A 20,759-nucleotide genomic window follows, 5' to 3' on the forward strand; every position below is an offset into this window, starting at 1 on the left:
GGCTCAGTCGAGTTTGACGAGGTCTTCCTGCCGACCCTTGGGGACGGTCGAGCGGAGTTCCCCGTGGAGGTAGAGGCCGACGCCGAGCGGTTCGAGTTCGCCGGCGATTTCGTGGGCGGCGGTGAGGTAGCCCCAGTCGCCCTCCCATCGGTCGAGCTGTTGGTCGTGGCCGTCGACGAACGCCTTCGCCTCGCCCGGGCTCAGTTCGATGACGTTCTTCGTCGCGTCGCCGCAGAATCGCTGGACCGCGTTGGTCGAGGGCTTCCAGTGGCGCTGGCGGGTCCGCAGGATGCGCATTCCGAGGCCCTCGACTTCGATGGGGTCGACGACCTCGCCGTGGAACGCCCAAATCTTCCCCGCGCCCTTCTCCCAGAACGTGTAGCCGTCGAAGACGGCGGGGTCGACGCCGAACCGCTCGTCCCACCAGTCGATGACCTCCTCGCGGGAGGGCCGTCCCTCGACGACGCGGTCGTCGGCCGTCGGCGGCAGGCGGTCGAACTGCTGGCCCCAGTTCTCGTCGGGGGCGGTGTCGTCGCTCATGCGGTCACCTCCAGTTTAGCGGTGAAGAAGCCGCCCGTGTCGTTGTGGTGCGGGTAGACGCGCCGGGCCTTGGTCACCGAGGGGTCGTACTCGTCGCCCTCCCACTCGGTGATGCCGGGCGCGGTCTCGAAGCCGTCGGGCACGTCCCACTCGACCACCTCGCAGTCCTCCCGTTCGAGGACGAAATCGAGGATGGCCTCGTTCTCCTCGGGCGCGAAGGTGCAGGTGGAGTAGACGACGGTGCCGCCGGCTTTCGTCACCTGCACGGCGCGTCGGAGGATACCCTTCTGGATGCCGGCGACGCTTTTCACGTGGTTCATCGTCCACTCGTCGAGCACGTCGGGGTTCTTCCGGCAGGTGCCCTCGCAGGAACACGGCGCGTCCACGAGGACGCGGTCGAACTGGTCGAACGATTCGGACTTTTCCGGGGTCCGCTCCCCGTAGGGCTTCATCGAGAAGTTGCGGGCGTCCTGATTCGACACGACGAGGTTGGTCACGCCGAGGCGCTCGGCGTTGTGGCGGAGCGCCGACAGCCGACCGAGGTTGTTGTCGTTGCCGACGAGGACGCCCTCGTCGTCCATCATGGCGGCAATCTGGGTCGTCTTCGACCCCGGCGCGGCGCAGGTGTCCCACACCCGCTCGCCCGGTTGGGGGTCGAGGGCGATAGCCGGGAGCGCCGACACCTCCTCTTGGCCGTGGAGCCAGCCGTGGAAGTACGGCCAGTTCGTCCCCGGACTGCTGTCTTCGAGCTTCAGGATGCCGGGGTGCCAGTCGGTCGGTTCGTAGGCGACGCCCTCGTCGTCGAGCGCCTCGCGGGCGCGCGCCACCGTCGTCTTGATGGTGTTGACGCGGACGACGGAGGGAAGCGGCCGCTCGCAGGCCGCGAAAAAGGCCTCCTCGTCGTCCACGAGCGGCGCGTACCGCTGGAGCGGGTTCATGACACTCGATTCCGCGCGGGCGCGTTTGTCGGTTTCGGAGTCGTCAGCGTCGTCGGAGTCGCCGGCGGCGTTGGCGTCGTCGCCGGAAAACGACCGGCCGAACCAGTCGCGCCGTCCAGTCGGCCGATGGCGACGCATTCGCCCGTCGGTTTTACCTCGCCCGGGCGACCATGTTCACGTATGGCACGCATTCGCGTCCTCGCGGAGGAACTCACCGACGAACTGGAGTCGCCGACGCTGGTCGAAGGGCTGCCGGGCGTGGGGCTGGTCGGCAAAATCGCGGCCGACCATCTCGTGGAGGCCTTCGACATGACCCACTACGCGGACGTGTTCTGCGAGGGCGTCCCGAAGGTCGCGGTCTACATGAAAGACGACCCGGCGTTGCACCCGCCGGTCAGGCTCTACGCCGACGCGGAGCGGGACCTGCTCGTCCTCCAGAGCGACATTCCCATCCGCCCCGAAGCGGCGACCGAACTCGCCACCTGTCTCGGCCCGTGGTTCGAAGACCTCGACGTGCTTCCCGTGTTCCTCTCGGGCATCGCCCGCGAGAAGTCCGAGGACGTGCCGGCGCTCTACGGCGTCGGCACCGACGGCGCGAGGTCGCGGCTCGAAGCCGCCGGCATCGACCGCCCCACGGAGACGGGACTCGTCTCGGGGCCGACGGGCGCGCTCCTGAGCAACGCCGTCTCGGTCGGCCGTCCGGCGCTCGCGCTGGTCGTCGAGTCGGACCCGCAGTTCCCGGACCCCGAGGCCGCTCGCGTCATCATCAAACAGGGCATCGAACCGCTCGTCGGCGTCGAGGTCCCCGTGGACGACCTCGTGGACAGCGCCACCGAGATTCGCCAGGCCAAAGAGCAGTTGGCCCGGCGGATGCAGCAGTCCGACGAGGAGAGCACGCAGGCGCGGCCGCTCGGGATGTACCAGTAAGCGGCGCTGGTCGTCGGTCGCGGGGAGTCCCGGCCCGCGCGACCGCTCCGCCCTGAGAAGGGTTTCGGCCGACCCGCAGTCTACACGTTTAAGCCGCGTCGGACACTTCTCCCGCCCATGAGCGACGACCCTGCCGAGTCGGTCACGGACGCGAACGCAGAATCCGAGACTGACGCGGCATCCGACGCAGCGGCGCAGGCGGCCGAAGACGCGGCGACGGACGCCGACGGCGAGGCGTCGAGCGCCGAGTCGGCGGCCGAGCAATCCGACGCGACGGGCGACGGCCCGACCGTCGCCGACCGCGTCGCCGAGTACGACGACGACCTCGCGGCCGAAGTCGCGGCGCTCGAAGCCCGCGTCGCCGACCTCGAAGCCGAACGCGACGAGGCAGAAGCGACGGCCGAGGAACTCCAGTCCCGTCTCAAGCGCACGCAGGCGGACTTCCAGAACTACAAGAAGCGCGCGAAGAAGCGGCAGTCCCAAATCAAAGAGCGCGCCACGGAGGACTTCGTCGAGCGCGTCGTCACCGTCCGCGACAACCTCGTTCGCGCGCTCGACCAGGACGACGACGCCGACATCCGCGGCGGCCTCGAATCGACGCTCAAGGAGTTCGACCGCATCCTCGAAGACGAGAACGTCGAAATCATCGACCCCGAACCGGGGACCGACGTCGACCCGAACCGCCACGAGGTGATGATGCGCGTCGACAGCGACCAGCCGGCGGACACCGTCGCCGACGTGTTCCAACCCGGCTACGAGATGGCCGACAAGGTCATCCGCGCCGCGCAGATCACGGTCAGCAAGGGCGAATAGCGCGCTGTCGACCGGGCGCTCGCCGCCGTCGGGGGCGGTCTCGCCTCCCTCCGACCGGCGAGGACTTTTGTTCTCACCTCGCTATCACTACGCCATGCGACTTCGTTCCCGTCGGCGGCGGCCGACCGTGCGCGTCACCCAACACGGCGACCCCGGCGACGACGACCTGCTTTTCGTCCTCGGGTGGGGCAACAAGCCGGGTCACCGGAGCGTCGAGTGGCTCCTCGACCGCCTCACCTACGAGGGGTATCACGTCCACGCCGTCGAGCTCCCGACGAACGGCTGGGAGTTCGAGCGCCAGTACGTGAGCCCGGTGCGGGCGTACGCGGTCGACCGCGACATCGACCTCGTCCTCAGCCACAGCACCGGCGGCCTCGTCGCCGCCCACCTCGACCTCGCGGTCCGGAACGTCTTCTTGAGCCCGTGGTGGGGAACCGCGGTGTCGGGGGTAGCCACCGTCCTTTTGCCCCTCCTCAGGCGACTGCCGACGACCAAACCCGTCGTCCCGTCCGGCATCTCCCGCGAGGACCTCGGCGAACTGAAACTCGCGGCCGAACTGGCCGACGCGCCGGCCAACGCCTCGCCCGCGTTCCTTCGCATGGTTCACGGCGCACAGGAGTCGCTGCCGCCGTTCCGCCCCGACGACGTGGTGTTCGTCTCGCTTTCGGACCGGGTCGTGGACGTCCGCGCAATCGGCGACCGGACGCCGGCGTCGAACCTCGTCCCGTACGACGGGGGTCACGAGTTCTTCGCCAGCGAGGGCAGAGAGCGGACGCTCTCGACGGTGCTCGACGCCCTCGACGGGGCCGACGCGTCGTCGCTCCGGTCCGACGGCGCTGACGAATCCGACTCGGTCGACGGAACCGAGCGACCTCAGCCGACCGACTGACGCTCCGAGAGCCGCGCGGTTGGTCGCCGACCGGGCGTCGGGTCGCCGCCGGGCGACCGCGCTCGGAGCCGTCGCCGCGACGCGGTCGGCGGTTCTACATAAATCGACCGACCTGTTTCGACGCGAGAAGTAGAAATCGCAAGACGGCGTCGACCCCGATGCACACCGTGTGTCGCAGTATCTAGTAACCTTTAACCGGCAAAAGACGGTATTTGCGGGCAAGATGGCGAGCAACAAGATTCTGGGTATCGACCTCGGCACCACGAACAGCGCGTTCGCGGTGATGGAGGGCGGCGACCCGGAGATTATCGTGAACGCAGAAGGCGACCGAACCACCCCCTCCGTCGTCGCGTTCACCGACGACGGTGAGCGGTTGGTCGGCAAGCCGGCGAAGAACCAGGCCATCCAGAACCCAGAGCGCACGATTCGCTCTATCAAGCGCCACATGGGCGAGGACGGCTACACCGTCGACATCGAGGGCGAGGAGTACACGCCGGAGCAGATTTCGGCGATGATTCTCCAGAAGATCAAGCGCGACGCCGAGGACTACCTCGGCGACGAACTGCAGAAGGCCGTCATCACCGTCCCCGCGTACTTCAACGACAAACAGCGGCAGGCGACGAAGGACGCCGGCGAAATCGCGGGTCTCGACGTCGAGCGCATCGTCAACGAGCCGACCGCCGCGTCGATGGCCTACGGTCTCGACGACGAGTCGAACCAGACCGTGCTCGTCTACGACCTCGGCGGCGGCACGTTCGACGTGTCCGTCCTCGACCTCGGCGGCGGCGTCTACGAAGTGGTCGCCACGAACGGGGACAACGACCTCGGCGGCGACGACTGGGACGACGCCATCATCGACTGGCTCGCACAGGAGTTCGAAAACGACCACGGCATCGACCTCCGCGAGGACCGACAGGCCCTCCAGCGTCTCAAGGACGCGGCCGAGGAAGCCAAAATCGAGCTCTCCTCCCGCAAGGAGACGACCATCAACCTCCCGTTCATCACGGCGACGGACTCCGGGCCGGTCCACCTCGAATACGACCTGACCCGCGCGAAGTTCGAGTCGCTCACCGCCGACCTCATCGACCGCACGGTCGAGCCGACCGAGCAGGCGCTCGAAGACGCCGGCTACGACAAGGGCGACATCGACGACGTCATCCTCGTCGGCGGCTCCACCCGGATGCCGCAGGTCCGCGACAAGGTCGAAGAACTGCTCGGCTCCGAGCCGAAGAAGTCCGTCAACCCCGACGAGGCCGTCGCGCTCGGCGCGGCCATCCAGGGCGGCGTCCTCGGAGGCGAGGTCGACGACATCGTCCTCCTCGACGTGACGCCGCTGTCGCTCGGTATCGAGGTCAAAGGCGGCCTCTTCGAGCGCCTCATCGAGAAGAACACGACGATTCCGACCGAGGAGTCGAAGATATTCACCACCGCGGCCGACAACCAGACGACGGTGCAGGTCCGCGTCTTCCAGGGCGAGCGCGAGATGGCCGAGGACAACGAGCTCCTCGGCGAGTTCACGCTCTCCGGCATCCCGCCGGCCCCCGCGGGCACCCCGCAGATCGAAGTCGGCTTCAACATCGACGAGAACGGCATCGTCAACGTCTCCGCCGAGGACAAGGGCTCCGGCAACGCCGAGTCCATCACCATCGAGGGCGGCGCGGGTCTCTCCGACGACGAGATCGACCGCATGCAGCAGGAAGCCGAACAGCACGCAGAAGAGGACAAAGAGCGCCGCCGCGCCGTCGAGGCCCGCAACGAGGCCGAGGGCGCGGTCCAGCGCGCGGAGACGCTCCTCGAAGAGAACGAAGAGAACGTCGACGACGAACTCCGCGACGACATCGAGGCGGCCATCGAGGACGTCGAAGCCGTCCTCGAAGACGACGACGCCTCCACGGACGAACTCGAAGACGTGACCGAGGAGCTCTCGAAGGAACTGCAGGAGATCGGCAAGCGCATGTACCAACAGCAGGCGCAGGCCGGCGGTGCCGGCGGCGCTGGCGCTGGTGCGGGCGCGGCCGGCGGCCCCGGCGGTGCTGACCCCGAGGACTTCGTCGACGCCGACGCGGACTTCGACGAGGACGCCGAGGGCGACGAGGACAACTAACCACCCGGCTGACGCTCGCGCTCGCCGAGGGACCCGACGCCGGCGGTCGAATCCGGGCGAAACCTCCGGTTTGACCCCGCTCGCGCTCGCCGCGATACGAGAGACGGACTTTTCAAATACCTTCACCGGCTACAAGATAGCAACCGATGAGCGAGGACTTCTACGACGTACTCGGGGTCTCGCGGGACGCCTCGAAAGACGAAATCAAGAACGCGTACCGCAAGAAGGCCGCGAAGTACCACCCCGACGTTTCCGACGAGGACGACGCCGAGGAGAAGTTCAAGAAGGTCCAGAAGGCCAAGGAGGTGCTCACGGACGACGAGAAGCGGCAGATGTACGACCAAGTCGGCCACGAGCGCTTCCAGCAGTCCCAGAAACGCGGCGGCGGTGGCGGCGGCCGCGGACAGGGCAACCCCTTCGGCGGCGGCGGCAACCCGTTCGGTGGAATGGGCGGCGGTGGCGGCGGCTTCGAGGACATCTTCAACAACCTGTTCAACGGCGGCGCGGGCGGCCAACAGCGCAACCGCCCCCAGCAGGGCCGCGACGTGGCCCAGCGCATCTCCATCGACCTCGAAGACGCCTACCACGGCGTCGAGCGCGACGTGACGATTCGCCGCCGCGAGGTCTGTCCCGAGTGCGACGGCGAGGGCCACCCCGACGACGCAGAGGTGAACACCTGTTCGGAGTGTAACGGCTCGGGCCAGCAGACGACGGTCCAGCAGACGCCCTTCGGCCGCGTCCAGCAGACGACGACCTGTCGCGCCTGCGGCGGCGAGGGCGAGACGTACAGCGAGGACTGCTCGGAGTGCCGCGGGAGCGGTCGCGTCCGCCGCACCCGCGACGTGACCATCACCATCCCCGCCGGCTTCCGCGACGGCCAGCGCCTCCGCTACCGCGGCGAGGGCGAACCCGGCGAGAACGGCGGTCCCAACGGCGACCTGTTCGTCGAGGTCACCGTCCGCGACCACGAGGAGTTCGAGCGCGAGGGCGACGACCTCCGGTACACCCATCCCATCTCCTTCCCGCAGGCCGTCTTCGGCGCGACCGTCGAGGTGCCGACGCTCGACGGCGAGGAGGAACTGAAGGTGCCCGCGGGCACCCAAAGCGGGTCGACGTTCACCGTCTCCGGCGCGGGGATGCCCCACCTCGACGGTCGGGGCCACGGCGACCTGCACGTCGAGGTCCACGTCGTCACGCCCGAAGACCTCAACAAGGAACAGCGCGAGGCGCTCAAGGAGTTCGCCGAGGCCGGCGGCGAAGAAGTGAAAGAGGGCCTCTTCCAGAAGCTGAAGAACTCCCTGTAACGGATTTCCGGCACCGCCACGCTCTCTTGTCCGGCGGCCGTCAGTTCGGTCGATGTCCTACACGAAAGCGAACTACGAGGACGTAGACGCGGTCGGCGGCGGGCTCCACTTCCTGCGGGACGAACTCGACTGCGTCGAACTCGGCTTCAGCGTGTTGGAGGCGGACCCCGACTGGTCCGGCAAGCCCCACGACCACGCCGAACAGGGCCACGAGGAAGTGTACTACCTCGTCTCCGGCGGGGCCACGCTCGTCGTCGACGACAAGGAACTCGACCTCGAACCCGGCGACGCCGTGCGCGTCTCGCCGGAGGACACCCGAGAACTCCGAAACGGGCCCGAGGAGAGCACGTTCGTCATCGCGGGCGCGCCCTGATTCGAATCGAGGGACGACGCCGTTTTCCCGTCGCGCTCTCGACCCGCGAGCGCGCCTCGGGGGCTTTTTTCGCGCCGACGCCGTACGGTCGGCTATGGACGTTATCGGCGACCTCATGGCCCGCGACCGGCGGAGCGACCGACTCGCGCTCCGGGTCGACGGCCCCGCCCGGACCTACACGTACCACGACCTCATCACGACCTCGTACAAGGCCGGGAACGTCCTCCGCTATCTCGGCGTCCGCAAAGGTGCTCGCGTCGCGGTCGACCCGGTGTCGCTCCCCGAACCGCTGTTGACGTTCCTCGGGGCGGCCCAACTCGGCGCGGTGTCCGCGTTCGACCCCGCGGTCGAGGCGCGGGCGACCGTGGTCGCCGTCGCCCGCGAGTCCGAGTTCGACGACCTGCCGCCGGGGCAGAAACTCGCCGTGTTCGGCGGCCCGCCGAGTTCGCCCGCGACGACCCACTGGGAACAGGAGGTCTGGAGCGAGAACCCCGCGGTCCACCCGGAGGTCGTCGCGCCCGACGACCCGGCGCTCGTCGCCGACGACCGCGAGGTCACCCACGGCGACCTGCTCGACGCGGCCCGCGGGGTCGTCGCCGACTTCGACCTCGAAGCGGACGACGCGGTCGCGGTTCGGTCGTCGCTCTCCCGTCCCGGCACCGTCGTCGCCGGCGTGCTCGCCCCGCTTCTCGCCGGCGGGACGATTCAAATTCCCGCGGGCGACGAGGCCGTCGAGGCGGCGCTCTCGGTCGGCGACGGGGTTCCCGAGTCGGTCGCCCTCGCGCCTGACGACGCGTGGTGACGACGGACGCGGCGGCGTATTGTCGGAGAGTCAAATATCCGTTCGATTCTTGAGTTTTACTTCTACCCTCGTATTAAATTCCGATTCTCAACCGCTACATTTATAATTCGGCTATATGTGTGGTTCACACACGTCACATGTCACAGTCTAGCATCGCGTCTCTCTGGAATCGGTATCGCTCGGTCGGCATCGTCTACCGAATCGGGGTCGCGTTCGTCCTCGGGTCGCTCGTCGGTCTCGTCGTCGGCGAACCCGCGACGGTCCTGAAACCGGTCGGCGACCTGTTCGTCCGACTGCTGGAGATGCTCATCGTCCCCATCGTGGTGTTCACGCTCCTGATGGGCGTCAGACAGCTCTCGCCGGCGTCGCTCGGGCGCGTCGGCGCGCAGGTCGTGGGCCTGTACGCGCTCACGTCCGCGTTCGCGGTCGCCATCGGGCTCGGCGTGAGTAACCTCGTCTCCCCCGGCTCTCGCGGGCTCGAAGAACTGCTCGCCGGTGCCGAGGCACAGAGCGCCGAGGCCCCCGACGCCGTCGAAGTCGTCCTCAACATCGTCCCGACGAACCCCGTCGGCGCGATGGCCGAGGGCAGCGTGCTCCCGACCATCTTCTTCGTCGTCGTGTTCGGCCTCGGCCTCACGCTGGCGTGGGAGGAGACCGACGACGAGCAGGTCAAACGCGGCATCGAGGCGTTCTTCGATCTCGCCGACGCGGGCGCGGAAGCGATGTACAAGGTCGTCTGGGGGGCGATGGAGTTCGGCGTTCTCGGCGTCTTCGCGCTCATGGCGAACGTCTTCGGCACCGCCGGCGTGGACGCAATCCTGCCCTTCGCGCTCCTCATCGGAACGATGCTCTTCGCGGCCGTCGTCCACATCGGACTCGTCTACCTCGGCGCGTTCGTCGTCGGGGTCGCGGGGCGGTCGCCGGCGGCGTTCCTCTCCGGCGCGCGCGACGCGATGGTGACCGCGCTGAGCATCCGGTCGTCGTCCGGGACGCTCCCGGTCACGATGTCCGACGCGGACGAGAACCTCGGCATCGAAGAGCGCATCTACGGCTTTACGCTCCCGCTCGGCGCGACCATCAACATGGACGGAACGGCGATGTACCAGGGCGTCGCGGCCATCTTCGCGGCGAACATCGTCGGCGTGAACCTCTCTCTGGCCGACCAGTTCGCGGTCGTCGCGGTCGCCGTGCTGGCGAGCATCGGCACCGCCGGCGTGCCCGGGTCGGGGCTCATCATGCTCACGCTCGTCTTGACGCAGTTGGGACTCCCACTGGAAATCGTGGGGCTCGTCGCCGGCGTCGACCCAATCCTCGACCGGATTCGGACGATGGTGAACGTGACCGGCGACCTCGCGGTGACGACCGTCGTCGCCACGTGGAACGACGCGGTCGACTTCACCGCCGACGCGTGGAACGACGGCGTCGGCGCGGCGCTGTCCGACTGAACGAAAGCCGGACAAACCGCTTCAGGACGCGTTCTCTATCTTTTCGAGCGACTCGGGGTTCTCGATACTGCTCATGTCGCCGAGGTCCTCGCCCGCGTAAATCGAGGCGATGGCGCGGCGGATAATCTTCCCCGACTGCGTCTTCGGGAACTCGTCGACGAACAGTATCTCGCGCGGGCGGAACGGCTTGCCCAACTCCTCGCCGACGACGCCGCGAAGCTCCTCGCGGAGGTCGTCGCTTTCCGCAACGCCGTCTTCGAGGACGACGTAGGCGACGACGGCGGTCCCGGTGGTGTCGTCGGGCACGCCGACGGCGGCGGCCTGATTCACCGCGTCGTGTTCGATGAGCGCGCCTTCGACCTCGGCGGGGCCGACCTTGCGGCCGGCCACGTTGAGGGCGTCGTCGGCGCGGCCGTGGAGGAACCAGAAGCCGTCTTCGTCTTTCTGCGCCCAGTCGCCGTGGTCCCAGAGGTCGTCCCACGACGACCAGTAGGTGTCGAGGTAGCGCTCGTCGCCCTCCCAGAGGCTCTTGGTCATCGACGGGCAGGAGTCGCGGGCGACGAGGAAGCCTCGTTCGTGGGTGTCGGCGATGGACTCGCCCGCGGAGTCCACGATGTCGATGTCCATCCCGAGGCCGGGGCCGCCGAGCGAGCAGGGCTTGAGCGGTTGGGTCGGCATCGGCATGAGGAAACAGCCGCAGATTTCGGTGCCGCCGGAGATGTTGATGATGGGCGCGTCGCCGCCGCCGACGTGTTCGTAGAACCACATCCACGACTCGGGGTCCCACGGCTCGCCGGTCGACCCCAGCAGGCGGAGGCTCGACAGGTCGTGTTTCTCGACTTCCTCGTCGCCGTACTTCCGCAGGGCGCGGATGGCCGTCGGCGAGATGCCGAAGGTGGTGATGCGGTGGCGCTCTATCATGTCCCAGAAGCGGTCCGGGTTCGGGTAGTCGGGCGCGCCCTCGTACATGAAGATGGTGCCGGCGAACGTGTGGTTCCCGATGAGCGTCCACGGACCCATCATCCAGCCGATGTCGGAGACCCAGAAGAAGCGGTCTTCGGGCTTCTGGTCGAATCCGAAGTGAATCTCCTTCGCGGTCTGCATCTGCACGCCCGCGTGGGTGTGGACGATGCCCTTCGGCTTGCCGGTCGTCCCCGAGGAGTACAGTAACATCGACTCGGCGTCCGACGGCAGGCGCTTCGTCTCGTACGCCGCGTCGGCCGTGCCGACGGTGTCGTCCCACCACTCGTCGCGGCCCTCGGTCCACGGCACGTCGGCGTCGCTATCCTCACTTTCGTCACCGAACCGCCGGTAGACGACGACGTTCTCGACGCAGCCCGCCTCCGCCATCGCCTCGTCGGCGGTCGGCTTCAGTCGGACCTCGGAGCCGCGGCGGTAGAAGCCGTCGGCGGTGAAAAGCACCGAGCACTCGGGGTCTTCGAGGCGGGTCGCCGTGGCGTCGACGCCGAACCCGGAGAAGATGGGAACCGCGATGGCCCCGACCTTGAAACAGCCGTAGAGGATGGAGATGACCTCGGGGACCATCGGCATGTAGAGGCCGACGGTGTCGCCGGTCTCGACGCCGTACGATTCGAGGACGTTGGCGACGCGGTTGGCCTCGCGGTAGAGGTCGTGATAGGTCCGCTGGACGACCTCGCCGTCTTCGCCCTCCCAGATGCAGGCGACGCGGTTCCGGTTCCCGGAGCCGACCGCGGCGTGGCGGTCGAGGGTGTTGTGGGCGACGTTGATTTCGCCGCCGGGGTACCAGCGGGAGAACTGCGGCCCCTCCGAATCGTCGCGGACCGCGTCGTACTCCTCGTAGAAGTCGATGTCGAGGTAGTCGACGAGTTCGTCCCAGAACCACTCGACGCCCGAGGCACCGACGCCCGGAACCTCGGTCGTCGTCCGCTCGATGAGTTCGTCGTAGTCCTCGATGTCGTGTTCCCGCATGAAGCGGGTGACGTTGGCGTCCTCGACGAACGCCGGGTCCGGTTCGTGTACCACGGTGTCGGTGTCGGGCACGTCCATGAATCGAGGTACCGCGACCGCGACCATGAATCTTTACTGTTCTTTCGTTGACTTCGCCGGACGCGGCGGGAATCGGCGACCCGGCCCGAGGCGTTTTTGTCGGCCGGTGTGCTACTGATAGGCATGTACGTCCGAGACGCGAAGAACCGAGACGAGGTCTGGTTGCTCGACTCGCTGGAGGAACTCGGACTCGACGACGGCTCGTTCCGCTCCCGCGACTACGTCATCGCGCTCGACGAGGAGTCCGGCGAAAAGGCCGGTTTCGGGCGCATCCGGGTCAACAAGGCCGACGAGCCGTTCTGCGAGGTCACCTGCGTCGGCGTCTCGGAGCGGTGGCGCGGACAGGGCGTCGGGGCGCACGTCGTCGAGCGACTGGTCGACCGCGCCGCGGCCGAGGGGTTCGACACCGTCTACGGCTTCACCGCCGACCACGGCTACTGCGCGCAGTTCGGCTTCGAGGCGGTCGACGCCGAGGACCTCCCGGCGGGGCCGCGGCAGCGACTCGACGGAGTCAGAGAGGCCGACGGCGACGCCATCGCGCTCCGACTCGACCGCGAGGCGTTCTCGATGCCCGAGCGACTGCGCGAGCGGTTCAAAGCCGCCGCCCCCGCGAGCGGCGGGGACGCCGAACCGGAACTGACCGCCGAGGACTTCGGCTACGACGAGGAGACGCCGACGAAGTACTCCACGAACCTGCGGCGCTGACGTTCCGGCTCCGAGTCGGGTCGCCCCCCGACTCAGGTCCGGTCGTCGAGGAAGTCGGTGCTGAAGACGATCCAGGTCAGCACGCTACAGAACAGAATCGGCGGGAGGATGGCGAAGCCCCAGAGCGGTTCGAGCCCCTGTAGGAGGATGAGTACCACGTCGGCCAGCCCGAGCGCGAGGAACGGTGCGGTCGCCAGCGCGGCGCGCTTTCGGTTCTTTCCGCCCGTGTCCTCCGGGAGCGGGCCGGGGGCGGCGTCGCCGGCCGAGGCGTCCGAGGTCGAGGTCGACGAGGGCGCGTCCATGCGGGTCCGTCGGGGCCGGACGAGCAAAAGCGGTCCGCCTTGCGGTCGCGGTTCCCCGACTGATAGGGCGTTTCGCCGCGGTGTGAACCGCCGTTTTACCGGGCGTTCTCCACGCGCGAGGCGTACTCGACGAGCGCGAACAGCGCCGCGAGGAGGACGGCCGAGAGCACCATTCCGTAGAGGCTGAACGCGAGCGGACTGGTCGGCAGCGGGAGGACGCCGAACAGCGATATCTCGGCGGCGACTTGGCCGCCGTTCTCGCCGATGAAGACGCCGAGGACGCCCGAGATGACTACGACGCTCGCGCCGACGAGGAGCAGGATTCGTCGTCCGCCGGATGTGTCGTTCACGACGCGGCGTTAGGGCCGCGCCGTATAGTCGCTTGCGGGACGATTCGATGGGAGGTGGCCACGGAGCCGGCCCCGTCCGTCGACCGCCGGACCGACAGTCTCGGAGAGCCGAACGAACTAAGCCACCCCACGCGAATGAGCGCCCAATGCCCGAAGCACTCGTCGAACGCGCCCGCGAAGCGCTCGACAACGCCTACGTCCCCTACTCGGAGTACACCGTCGGAGCGGCGCTCAGGACCGCCGACGGCGAGGTCTACGTGGGCTGTAACATCGAGAACGCGAACTACTCGAACAGCCTCCACGCCGAGGAGGTCGCCGTCGCGGAGGCCGTGAAGAACGGCCACACCGAGTTCGACCGCCTCGTCGTCACCTCGGGGGCGCGCGACGGCGTCACCCCCTGTGGGATGTGCCGCCAGACGCTCGCGGAGTTCTGCGACGAGGACCTCCCGGTCGTCTGCGACCTCGGCGGCGACGACGTCGCCGAGTACACGCTGGGCGAACTCCTCCCGAACACCATCTCGCTGGACACGCTGGAAGCCGCCGCGGCGAAGCGCGACGCCGACGAGTAACGTGTCGCTCGCCGTCGACCGCGGAATCGTCGCGCTCGCGCTCGCTTTTCTCGTCGGGCTTTCGGGGTGTGCGTCGCTGTCGCCGTCCCCGCCGGTCGTGGACGCCGCCCTCGGAACCCAGTCGGCCGACGCGACCGACGGCGACGACGGGGCCGTCTCAACCGCCGTCGGTGGAACCGGGCCGTCGCCGGTGCCGGAGACGCGCCCCGCCGACAACCCGTGGGGCCACGCGCCCGTCGTCGTCGGCATCGACGCGCCCGCGGACGGCCGCGACTACGCCTCGCTCGTCGAATCGGCGGTCGACTACTGGCGGGCGAACGCGTCGGCGGTCGCCTACGACCCGGCGTTCGCCGTGGTGCCGAACGCCTCGGAGCCGGACGTGACCGTCTCGGTCGTCGAGCGAATCGACGCCTGCGGCGACTACGCCGGCGCGGACGCGGTCGGCTGCGCGCCCCTCTTGGGCGGCGACGAATCGACCGCACCAACTGAGTCTGCCTCGGTGGTCGTCGCCGCCGGCTACGACGACGAGACGACCGAGACGGTCCTGAAACACGAGTTCGGCCATCTGCTCGGGCTGACCCACGACGACGCCGCCGCGTTTCCCGCGCTGTCAGAGCGCATCGAGACGACGCGACTGCCGGAACCGGACGCCGACGAGCGGGAGTCGCCCTTCCGCGAGCCGACCGTCGCGGTCCACGTCGACCTCTCGAACGTCTCGCCCGGCGAGCGGGCGACCTACGAGGCCGAAATCGACCACGCGCTGTCGTACTACGAGGCCGGAGCCGACGGCGTCGCGCCCGCGAACCGCTCGTTCGAGCGCGTTTCCGACCCCGAGATGGCGGACGTGACGCTCTCGGTGTCGGCGTTCCGCGACGGTGGTTCTGGCGTGCGCTGGCGGCGGACCGGTATCGACGCCGACGACGACGCGGCGCTGGAGTGGTACACCGGCGGCGACCTCGTCGTGGACGCCGGCCTCGCCCCGTCGCTGGTCGACTGGTACGTCGGCGCGGGACTCGGCTACCTGCTGGCGGCCGACGAGAGAGCCGACCTCCCGCCGCCGTTCCGCGACGGCGACCCCGCCGACGACCCGGTGTGGCGCGGTCTCACCGGCGAGACGGCGGACGACCCCACGCGCGACGACCTCGCCGACCGCGACCGCGATACCGAGAACGCGACCGAGAACGCGACGACGCCCACGGGGAGCCCCTCAGAGAACGCAAGAATTTCCACCGCCGCCGCGCGAGTACACTCATGAACGACAGTGAGGACCCGAACGACGAGGTTCAGTACCACCTCGAAGTCGGTCCCGCGGACCTCGCCGACGCGGTGTTGCTCCCCGGGAACCCGGAGCGCGTGGACAAGGTGACGGCGCTGTGGGACGACCACGAGGAGAAGGCCTACCACCGCGAGTACCGGACGGCGACCGGGAGCTACGACGGGACGCCGATTTCGGTCACCTCGACGGGTATCGGGAGTCCCTCGGCGGCCATCGCCGTGGAGGAGCTCGCCCGCGTCGGCGCGGACACCTTCATCCGCGTCGGCTCCTGCGGCGCGATTCAGCCCGAGATGGAGGTGGGCGACCTCGTCATCACCTCTGGCGCGGTCCGACAGGAGGGAACCTCCAAGGAGTACGTCCGCGAGGACTACCCCGCCGTTTCCGACCACGAGGTCGTCTCGGCGCTCGTCGCGGCCGCCGAACGCCTCGGCTACGACTACCACGTCGGCCTCACGATGAGCGCCGACTCCTTCTACGCGGGGCAGGGCCGACCCGGCTTCGAGGGGTTCCGCGCCGCCGGCTCGGACTCGCTGGTCGAGGAACTGCGTGAAGCGAACGTGAAGAACATCGAGATGGAGGCCGCGGCGCTCCTGACCATCGCCAACGTCTACGGCCTCCGAGCGGGGGCCGTCTGCTCGGTGTACGCGAACCGCGTCACCGGCGAGTTCCGCACCGAAGGCGAGTCGCGCGCGGCAGAAACCGCCAGCCTCGCGGTCCACCTGCTCGCGAAGATGGACGAAGTCAAACGCGAGGCGGGCGTCGACCGCTGGCACGCGGGCCTCAGTCTCGACTAATCCGACAACCGTCGAATCCGGATTTCGACGCTCTGGGGGCGTAGCGGCCAAAATTACCCCGGCTGTAGAGACGGTTTCAAAGCCCCTTTATCGGATGACTGCACAGACGACGACATGAGCACGCAGGTCGTCGTTCTCGGCTCGGGGTACGCCGGGGCCGGCGCGGTCACAACCCTCGAAGAAGAGCTCGGTCACGACGCGCAACTCACGTGGGTCGCCGAACACGACTACCACCTCGTCCTCCACGAGGTCCACCGCTGTATCCGAGACCCGAGCGTCGAGTCCAGCATCACCATCCCCGTCGACGACATCAAGTCCGACTCGACCGACTTCGTCAAGGGTCGCGCGACCGACGTGAACGTCGACGAGCGCGTCGTCGAACTCGAAGGCGGCGACGACGTCGACTACGACTATCTGCTCGTCGCCATCGGCTCTTCGACCGCCTTCTTCGGCATCGAGGGCCTCGAGGAGTTCGCCCACCAGCTCAAGGGCCTTGACGACGCCCGCGAGATTCACCAGGACATCAAGGAGGCGGCCGCCGACGCCTCCCGCGACGACCCCGCGCAGGTCGTCATCGGCGGTGCGGGCCTCTCCGGCATCCAGACGGCCGCCGAGGTCGCCGAGTACCGCGACACCAACCGCGCGCCCATCGACATCAAGCTCGTCGAGGGGATGGACGAAATCTTCCCCGGCAACGACCCCGAACTGCAGGGCGCGCTCCGCCGCCGCGTCGAAGACCTCGACATCGACATCCTCACCGGCGACTTCATCTCGAAGGTCGACGAGGAGACCGTCTTCATCGGCGGCGGCGAGGACGAGGACCCCGAGGAACTCGACTACGACGTGCTCGTCTGGACCGGCGGCATCACCGGCCAGCCCGAGGCGTCCGACGTCGAACTCGAACAGGACGAGCGCTCCCACCGCTTTTTCGCCGAGGAGGACTTCCAGACCAGCGACGACCGCGTCTTCGCGGTCGGCGACTGCGCCCTCGTCGAGCAGGGTCCCGACAGCGTCGCGCCGCCGACGGCGCAGGCCGCCTGGGACGCCGCGGACGTCGCCGGCGAGAACATCGCCCGCGCCATCGCCGGCAAGCCGCTCAAGCGCTGGACGTTCACCGACAAGGGAACGGTCATCTCCATCGGCCACGACGCCGTCGCCCACGGCGTGAAGTTCCCCGTCGTCGGCGAGTTCCCCGTCAACGTCTTCGGCGGCCCGCTCGCGCGGACGCTGAAGAAGGGCATCGCCGCGAACTGGATTGCGGACGTCACGTCGCCGAAGCGCGCGCTCTCCGCCTGGAACGACCTCTAACTCGGCCGCCTCGAACGATCACCGGGCGACGCGACGCCCGACGACTCAGTTTCGGTTTCTTCGGCTCCGTTAGACGCTCCGAGCACTGCCGAGGTCAATCGGTGGCGCGGACCGCCTCGCCGGCGTCAGACGGACTGTCTCGCCCGAACGCCAAACCAGCCGGTCGGAGTGCGAGGAGAGTGCCCGGAAAAAGACGAAGAGATGTGCGTGGTTAGTGCTGGGGTTCGCCGACGGGTGCCTGCATGTCGTCGATGCGGAGGATGAGGATGTTGCTCGTGTCGTCCTTGCCGTCGAGCGTGCCGTCGATGACGAGCTTCGAGAGGGGCGTCGGCCCGACGCGAATCTTGTCGCCCTCGTGGAACTCGCGGACCGAGCCCTGAACGTGAATCTCGGCGCGGCACAGTTCGGGGTGGTGGACGCTGGAGAGGTCGATTTCGTCGACGTTGACGCCCTCGACTTCCTCGTCGTTGTGGAACAGGGGGACGAACGCGGGCTCGTCCATCTTGTCCACGTCGAGCGCCTCGTAGGCGTTGGCGGTCGGCTTGTAGCCGCCCTTCGGGCCGGGGACGCCCTCGACCAGTTGGAGCGCCTTCAGGCTCTGCATCTGGTTCCGGATGGTGCCGGGGTTTCGGTTGACCTCGGTCGCGATGTCCTCACCCTTTACGGCGTCTTCGGAGTCCCGATAGAGGTTGATGAGGGCAGTCAAGATAGTTTTCTGACTCGACGTGAGCTCGATTGATGACATGGAGAATGGTTCGCTACATACGTCCTTAAATCCGATGGATGACGCCTCGAATCTGCCGTTCGTCTACTTTGGAACCACGGCACACTCATGAATGTTCATTTTGAACTCTAATTCACCTTCGATGCTGTCGATAGCACTATACGGCTCACGAGAGTTCGGTAGCGCATGAACGGGAAACGAGTCCTCGTGACCGGCGGTGCCGGCTTCATCGGTTCGAATCTCGCGAACCACCTCGCCGACGACAACGAGGTCGTCGCGGTCGACGACCTCTACCTCGGGACGCCCGACAACCTCGACGACGCGGTCGAATTCCACGATATGAGCGTGCTCGACGACGACCTCCCGACCGAGGGCGTGGACGCGGTGTTCCATCTGGCGGCGCTGTCGTCGTACAAGATGCACGAGGAGAACCCGACGAAGGGCGCTCGCGTCAACGTCGAAGGCTTCGTCAACACGGTCGAGCAGGCGCGAAACGACGGCTGCGACACCGTCGTCTACGCCTCCACCTCCTCTATCTACGGCTCCCGGACCGAGCCCTCGCCGGAAGACATGCCCGTCGAGGCGCGAACGGGCTACGAGGCGTCGAAACTGGCGCGGGAACGTTACGCGGAGTACTTCCACCACCACTACGACGTGCGGACGGCCGGACTCCGCTTTTTCTCGGTGTATCAGGGCTTCGGCGGCGCGGAGGAACACAAAGGCGAATTTGCGAATACGGTCGCGCAGTTCGCCGACCAGATTGCCAACGGCCAGTCGCCGGAGCTGTTCGGCGACGGCACCCAGACCCGCGATTTCACCCACGTCGACGACATCGTCCGCGGCATCGAACTCGCCGCCGACCACCGGCTGCAGGGCATCTACAACCTCGGCACCGGCGAGAGCTACTCGTTCAACGAGATGGTCGAGATGATAAACGAGGTGTTGGGGACGGACGTCGACCCGGTGTACATCGAGAACCCCCTCGACGTGTACGTCCACGACACGAAGGCCGACTGCACGAAGATTCGCGAGGCGACCGGCTGGGAGCCCCGGATCTCCTTCGAGGAGGGCGTCCGGCGCGTCTGCGAACCGTACCTCGACGGGTAGCTCGTCGGTTCGTCGTCCCACCGTCCGCCGCGCTGTTTCAGTCGGTCACGACGCCCGCGACCGACTCTGTTGTTCGAACTCCACGGTCACGACGACGTCTTGCCCCGTCGCCTCGCGTATTCGGTCTTCGATTCGCGGCGACAACTGCGGGTACTGACGACCGACCGGGTGCTGGACTGTGACCGTCACCTCTCGCGGGCCGTCGTCGATACCGGGGGTCCCGAACTCGACGCTGAGCGACAGCAGTTCCAGCGAGTCGTACTCCGAATCGTCGAGAACGGTCTGAACGGCCGCCGTCGACTGGTTCTCGAACGCGATTTGCGAGGCGAGAAGCGACCCCGGTCCGAGGACGGTGAGTCCGAGGAACACGAGCGCCACCCACGTCGCTTTGGTTCCGAAGAACGCCCGAACTCGCCGTCTGGTCGACCCCGTCGAGTTCCAGAAGCTCGGTCGATACCCGAGATACCAGAGCGCGAGCGTCCCGGCGAGGATGATGCTCGCCACGTTGACCGCGAGGAGGGTGAGCGCGCCGATAGCGACCGCCGGAATCGCCCACGCGACGCCGATACCGACGGCCGCGGCGGCGGGAACGGTCGCGGCCGCGACCGCGACGCCGACGATGGAGACCGGGAGTTCGGTCGCCAACCCGACGCCGCCGGCGGCTCCCGCACAGAGCGCGACGACGAGCGTCAACAGCCCCGGTGACGACCGGCTCGCTAACTGCTGGACCGTGGTCACGTTCAGCGCCGCCGGCACGAACTGCGCCGTCTTGAGCCCCCACCCCAACGCCGCGGCGGCGGCGATGGCCACGGTCAGTCCGATAACCGTCGACCGAACGCCTCCCGTGAACATCGCGTCGTCCCCGAGCGCCGCGCCGACGCTGGCCATGAGCGCCGCGCCGATCTGCGGGGCGATGACCATCGACCCGACGACGAGCGCGGCCGAGTCGAGCAACAGCCCCGCGGTGGCGACGAGCGCGCTCAGAACCGTCATCGCGTAGTACGCCGTTGGCTGGGGGTTGAGGTCGTGCGCCTTCGTCAGAATCTCCTCGTTCGAGACGCGTTCTTCCTCCTCGTCGCCCTCGACGTACCGCTCGACGAGTCGGTCGTAGTGCGGCGTCGTCGCCGACTCGATGTTGCCGATGACGAGGTGGTCCTCCTCGAAGCCCGCCTCGGAGAGCGTCTCTCTGATTCTGTCGACCGCCTCCGTCGGCAGCGGGAATTCGACGAGATACGACTGGGGTTCGTCGCCGTCGGCCCTGTAGACCGGCAGCGTCACCGGGTCGACGTCCTCCCCTCGGAGCGCATCGACGACCGCGTCGAGTTCCCCCGCCTCGACGCGAATCTGTAAGTGCCGCATGAGACTCGGTACGACCTCGCCGTGCAAAAGCGAGGTGGGCGTACCCGTCGGGCGCCGCACGGCATTATTGATAAGGGTGTTTTTCCGATGCCACTAAACGCC

21 protein-coding genes are annotated in these 20,759 nt (G+C 67.9%); 14 read left to right on the top strand and 7 right to left on the bottom strand.

All coding sequences use genetic code 11. The features are described 5' to 3' along the window. Nucleotides 1–3: 3 nt before the first annotated feature. Nucleotides 4–540, bottom strand: a complete 537-nt coding sequence (locus NDI65_RS00660; RefSeq protein ID WP_089777727.1) for a hypothetical protein — start codon at nucleotides 538–540, stop codon at nucleotides 4–6. Next, on the bottom strand, nucleotides 537–1,478 hold the full coding sequence (locus NDI65_RS00665) for an RsmB/NOP family class I SAM-dependent RNA methyltransferase (protein ID WP_310893450.1): 942 nt from the start codon (nucleotides 1,476–1,478) through the stop codon (nucleotides 537–539). The genes NDI65_RS00660 and NDI65_RS00665 overlap by 4 nt, the downstream gene beginning before the upstream one ends. Nucleotides 1,479–1,658: 180 nt before the next feature. On the opposite strand from NDI65_RS00665, the gene NDI65_RS00670 reads away from it, so the two are divergent. The 8 genes from NDI65_RS00670 to NDI65_RS00705 all read left to right on the top strand — a co-directional run bounded on the left by NDI65_RS00670 (nucleotide 1,659) and on the right by NDI65_RS00705 (nucleotide 10,135). Further along, entirely contained in the window at nucleotides 1,659–2,405 is a 747-nt protein-coding gene (locus NDI65_RS00670; protein ID WP_089777728.1) for a PAC2 family protein, read from the top strand. 117 nt (nucleotides 2,406–2,522) lie between these two features. Further along, the gene (locus NDI65_RS00675) at nucleotides 2,523–3,218 is read left to right on the top strand and encodes a nucleotide exchange factor GrpE (RefSeq protein ID WP_089777729.1); all 696 of its coding nucleotides are present in this window, start codon (nucleotides 2,523–2,525) and stop codon (nucleotides 3,216–3,218) included. Between the two features lie 127 nt (nucleotides 3,219–3,345). Continuing rightward, nucleotides 3,346–4,107, top strand: coding sequence for an alpha/beta hydrolase (locus NDI65_RS00680; protein ID WP_193310946.1), 762 nt, complete (start codon nucleotides 3,346–3,348; stop codon nucleotides 4,105–4,107). A gap of 223 nt (nucleotides 4,108–4,330) precedes the next feature. Then, nucleotides 4,331–6,211 carry a molecular chaperone DnaK gene (dnaK, locus tag NDI65_RS00685; RefSeq protein ID WP_089777733.1) on the top strand — a complete coding sequence of 627 codons (1,881 nt, stop codon included), beginning with the start codon at nucleotides 4,331–4,333 and terminating at the stop codon, nucleotides 6,209–6,211. Nucleotides 6,212–6,357: 146 nt separating this feature from the next. Continuing rightward, the gene (gene dnaJ, locus NDI65_RS00690) at nucleotides 6,358–7,515 is read left to right on the top strand and encodes a molecular chaperone DnaJ (RefSeq protein WP_089777734.1); all 1,158 of its coding nucleotides are present in this window, start codon (nucleotides 6,358–6,360) and stop codon (nucleotides 7,513–7,515) included. Between the two features lie 52 nt (nucleotides 7,516–7,567). Next, nucleotides 7,568–7,888 (top strand): cupin domain-containing protein, encoded by a 321-nt coding sequence (locus NDI65_RS00695; RefSeq protein WP_089777736.1) that lies wholly within the window; start codon nucleotides 7,568–7,570, stop codon nucleotides 7,886–7,888. A 94-nt stretch (nucleotides 7,889–7,982) separates the two neighbouring features. Then, nucleotides 7,983–8,690: an AMP-binding protein gene (locus NDI65_RS00700; protein ID WP_089777739.1), complete on the top strand. Its 708-nt coding sequence runs from the start codon at nucleotides 7,983–7,985 to the stop codon at nucleotides 8,688–8,690. Between the two features lie 137 nt (nucleotides 8,691–8,827). Continuing rightward, on the top strand, nucleotides 8,828–10,135 hold the full coding sequence (locus tag NDI65_RS00705; RefSeq protein WP_089777741.1) for a dicarboxylate/amino acid:cation symporter: 1,308 nt from the start codon (nucleotides 8,828–8,830) through the stop codon (nucleotides 10,133–10,135). Between the two features lie 21 nt (nucleotides 10,136–10,156). Here NDI65_RS00705 and NDI65_RS00710 read toward each other — a convergent pair whose 3' ends face one another. Beyond that, a complete protein-coding gene (locus NDI65_RS00710; protein WP_310893110.1) occupies nucleotides 10,157–12,163 on the bottom strand; it encodes an AMP-binding protein in 2,007 nt (668 codons plus the stop codon). A gap of 123 nt (nucleotides 12,164–12,286) precedes the next feature. Between NDI65_RS00710 and NDI65_RS00715 the strand changes: the two genes are divergently transcribed. After that, entirely contained in the window at nucleotides 12,287–12,868 is a 582-nt protein-coding gene (locus tag NDI65_RS00715) for a GNAT family N-acetyltransferase (protein ID WP_089777745.1), read from the top strand. 32 nt (nucleotides 12,869–12,900) lie between these two features. Here NDI65_RS00715 and NDI65_RS00720 read toward each other — a convergent pair whose 3' ends face one another. Both NDI65_RS00720 and NDI65_RS00725 read right to left on the bottom strand, forming a co-directional pair. Beyond that, nucleotides 12,901–13,170, bottom strand: a complete 270-nt coding sequence (locus NDI65_RS00720) for a hypothetical protein (protein WP_089777747.1) — start codon at nucleotides 13,168–13,170, stop codon at nucleotides 12,901–12,903. A 95-nt stretch (nucleotides 13,171–13,265) separates the two neighbouring features. Next, entirely contained in the window at nucleotides 13,266–13,520 is a 255-nt protein-coding gene (locus NDI65_RS00725) for a hypothetical protein (protein WP_089777749.1), read from the bottom strand. Between the two features lie 146 nt (nucleotides 13,521–13,666). On the opposite strand from NDI65_RS00725, the gene cdd reads away from it, so the two are divergent. From cdd to NDI65_RS00745, 4 genes are all read left to right on the top strand, one after another. Then, complete coding sequence (gene cdd / locus NDI65_RS00730; RefSeq protein WP_004041462.1) at nucleotides 13,667–14,089, top strand: cytidine deaminase; 423 nt, start codon at nucleotides 13,667–13,669, stop codon at nucleotides 14,087–14,089. 1 nt (nucleotide 14,090) lies between these two features. Next, a complete protein-coding gene (locus tag NDI65_RS00735) occupies nucleotides 14,091–15,344 on the top strand; it encodes a hypothetical protein (RefSeq protein WP_139043112.1) in 1,254 nt (417 codons plus the stop codon). After that, entirely contained in the window at nucleotides 15,341–16,159 is an 819-nt protein-coding gene (locus NDI65_RS00740; RefSeq protein WP_310893113.1) for a nucleoside phosphorylase, read from the top strand. Before NDI65_RS00735 ends, NDI65_RS00740 begins: the two co-directional genes overlap by 4 nt. Nucleotides 16,160–16,273: 114 nt before the next feature. Next, entirely contained in the window at nucleotides 16,274–17,467 is a 1,194-nt protein-coding gene (locus NDI65_RS00745; RefSeq protein ID WP_007273632.1) for an NAD(P)/FAD-dependent oxidoreductase, read from the top strand. 211 nt (nucleotides 17,468–17,678) lie between these two features. Here the strand turns inward: NDI65_RS00745 and NDI65_RS00750 are convergent, their stop codons facing one another. Continuing rightward, nucleotides 17,679–18,212 (bottom strand): Rrf2 family transcriptional regulator, encoded by a 534-nt coding sequence (locus tag NDI65_RS00750; RefSeq protein WP_004063234.1) that lies wholly within the window; start codon nucleotides 18,210–18,212, stop codon nucleotides 17,679–17,681. 165 nt (nucleotides 18,213–18,377) lie between these two features. Here NDI65_RS00750 and NDI65_RS00755 point away from each other — a divergent pair, with 165 nt between their 5' ends. After that, a complete protein-coding gene (locus NDI65_RS00755) occupies nucleotides 18,378–19,298 on the top strand; it encodes an NAD-dependent epimerase/dehydratase family protein (RefSeq protein WP_089777757.1) in 921 nt (306 codons plus the stop codon). A gap of 45 nt (nucleotides 19,299–19,343) precedes the next feature. Here the strand turns inward: NDI65_RS00755 and NDI65_RS00760 are convergent, their stop codons facing one another. Then, nucleotides 19,344–20,657 (bottom strand): DUF389 domain-containing protein, encoded by a 1,314-nt coding sequence (locus NDI65_RS00760; protein ID WP_089777759.1) that lies wholly within the window; start codon nucleotides 20,655–20,657, stop codon nucleotides 19,344–19,346. Between the last annotated feature and the right edge of the window lie 102 nt (nucleotides 20,658–20,759).

The organism is Haloferax sp. S2CR25, from assembly GCF_031624535.1.
GTDB classification, from domain to species: Archaea; Halobacteriota; Halobacteria; order Halobacteriales; family Haloferacaceae; genus Haloferax; species Haloferax massiliensis.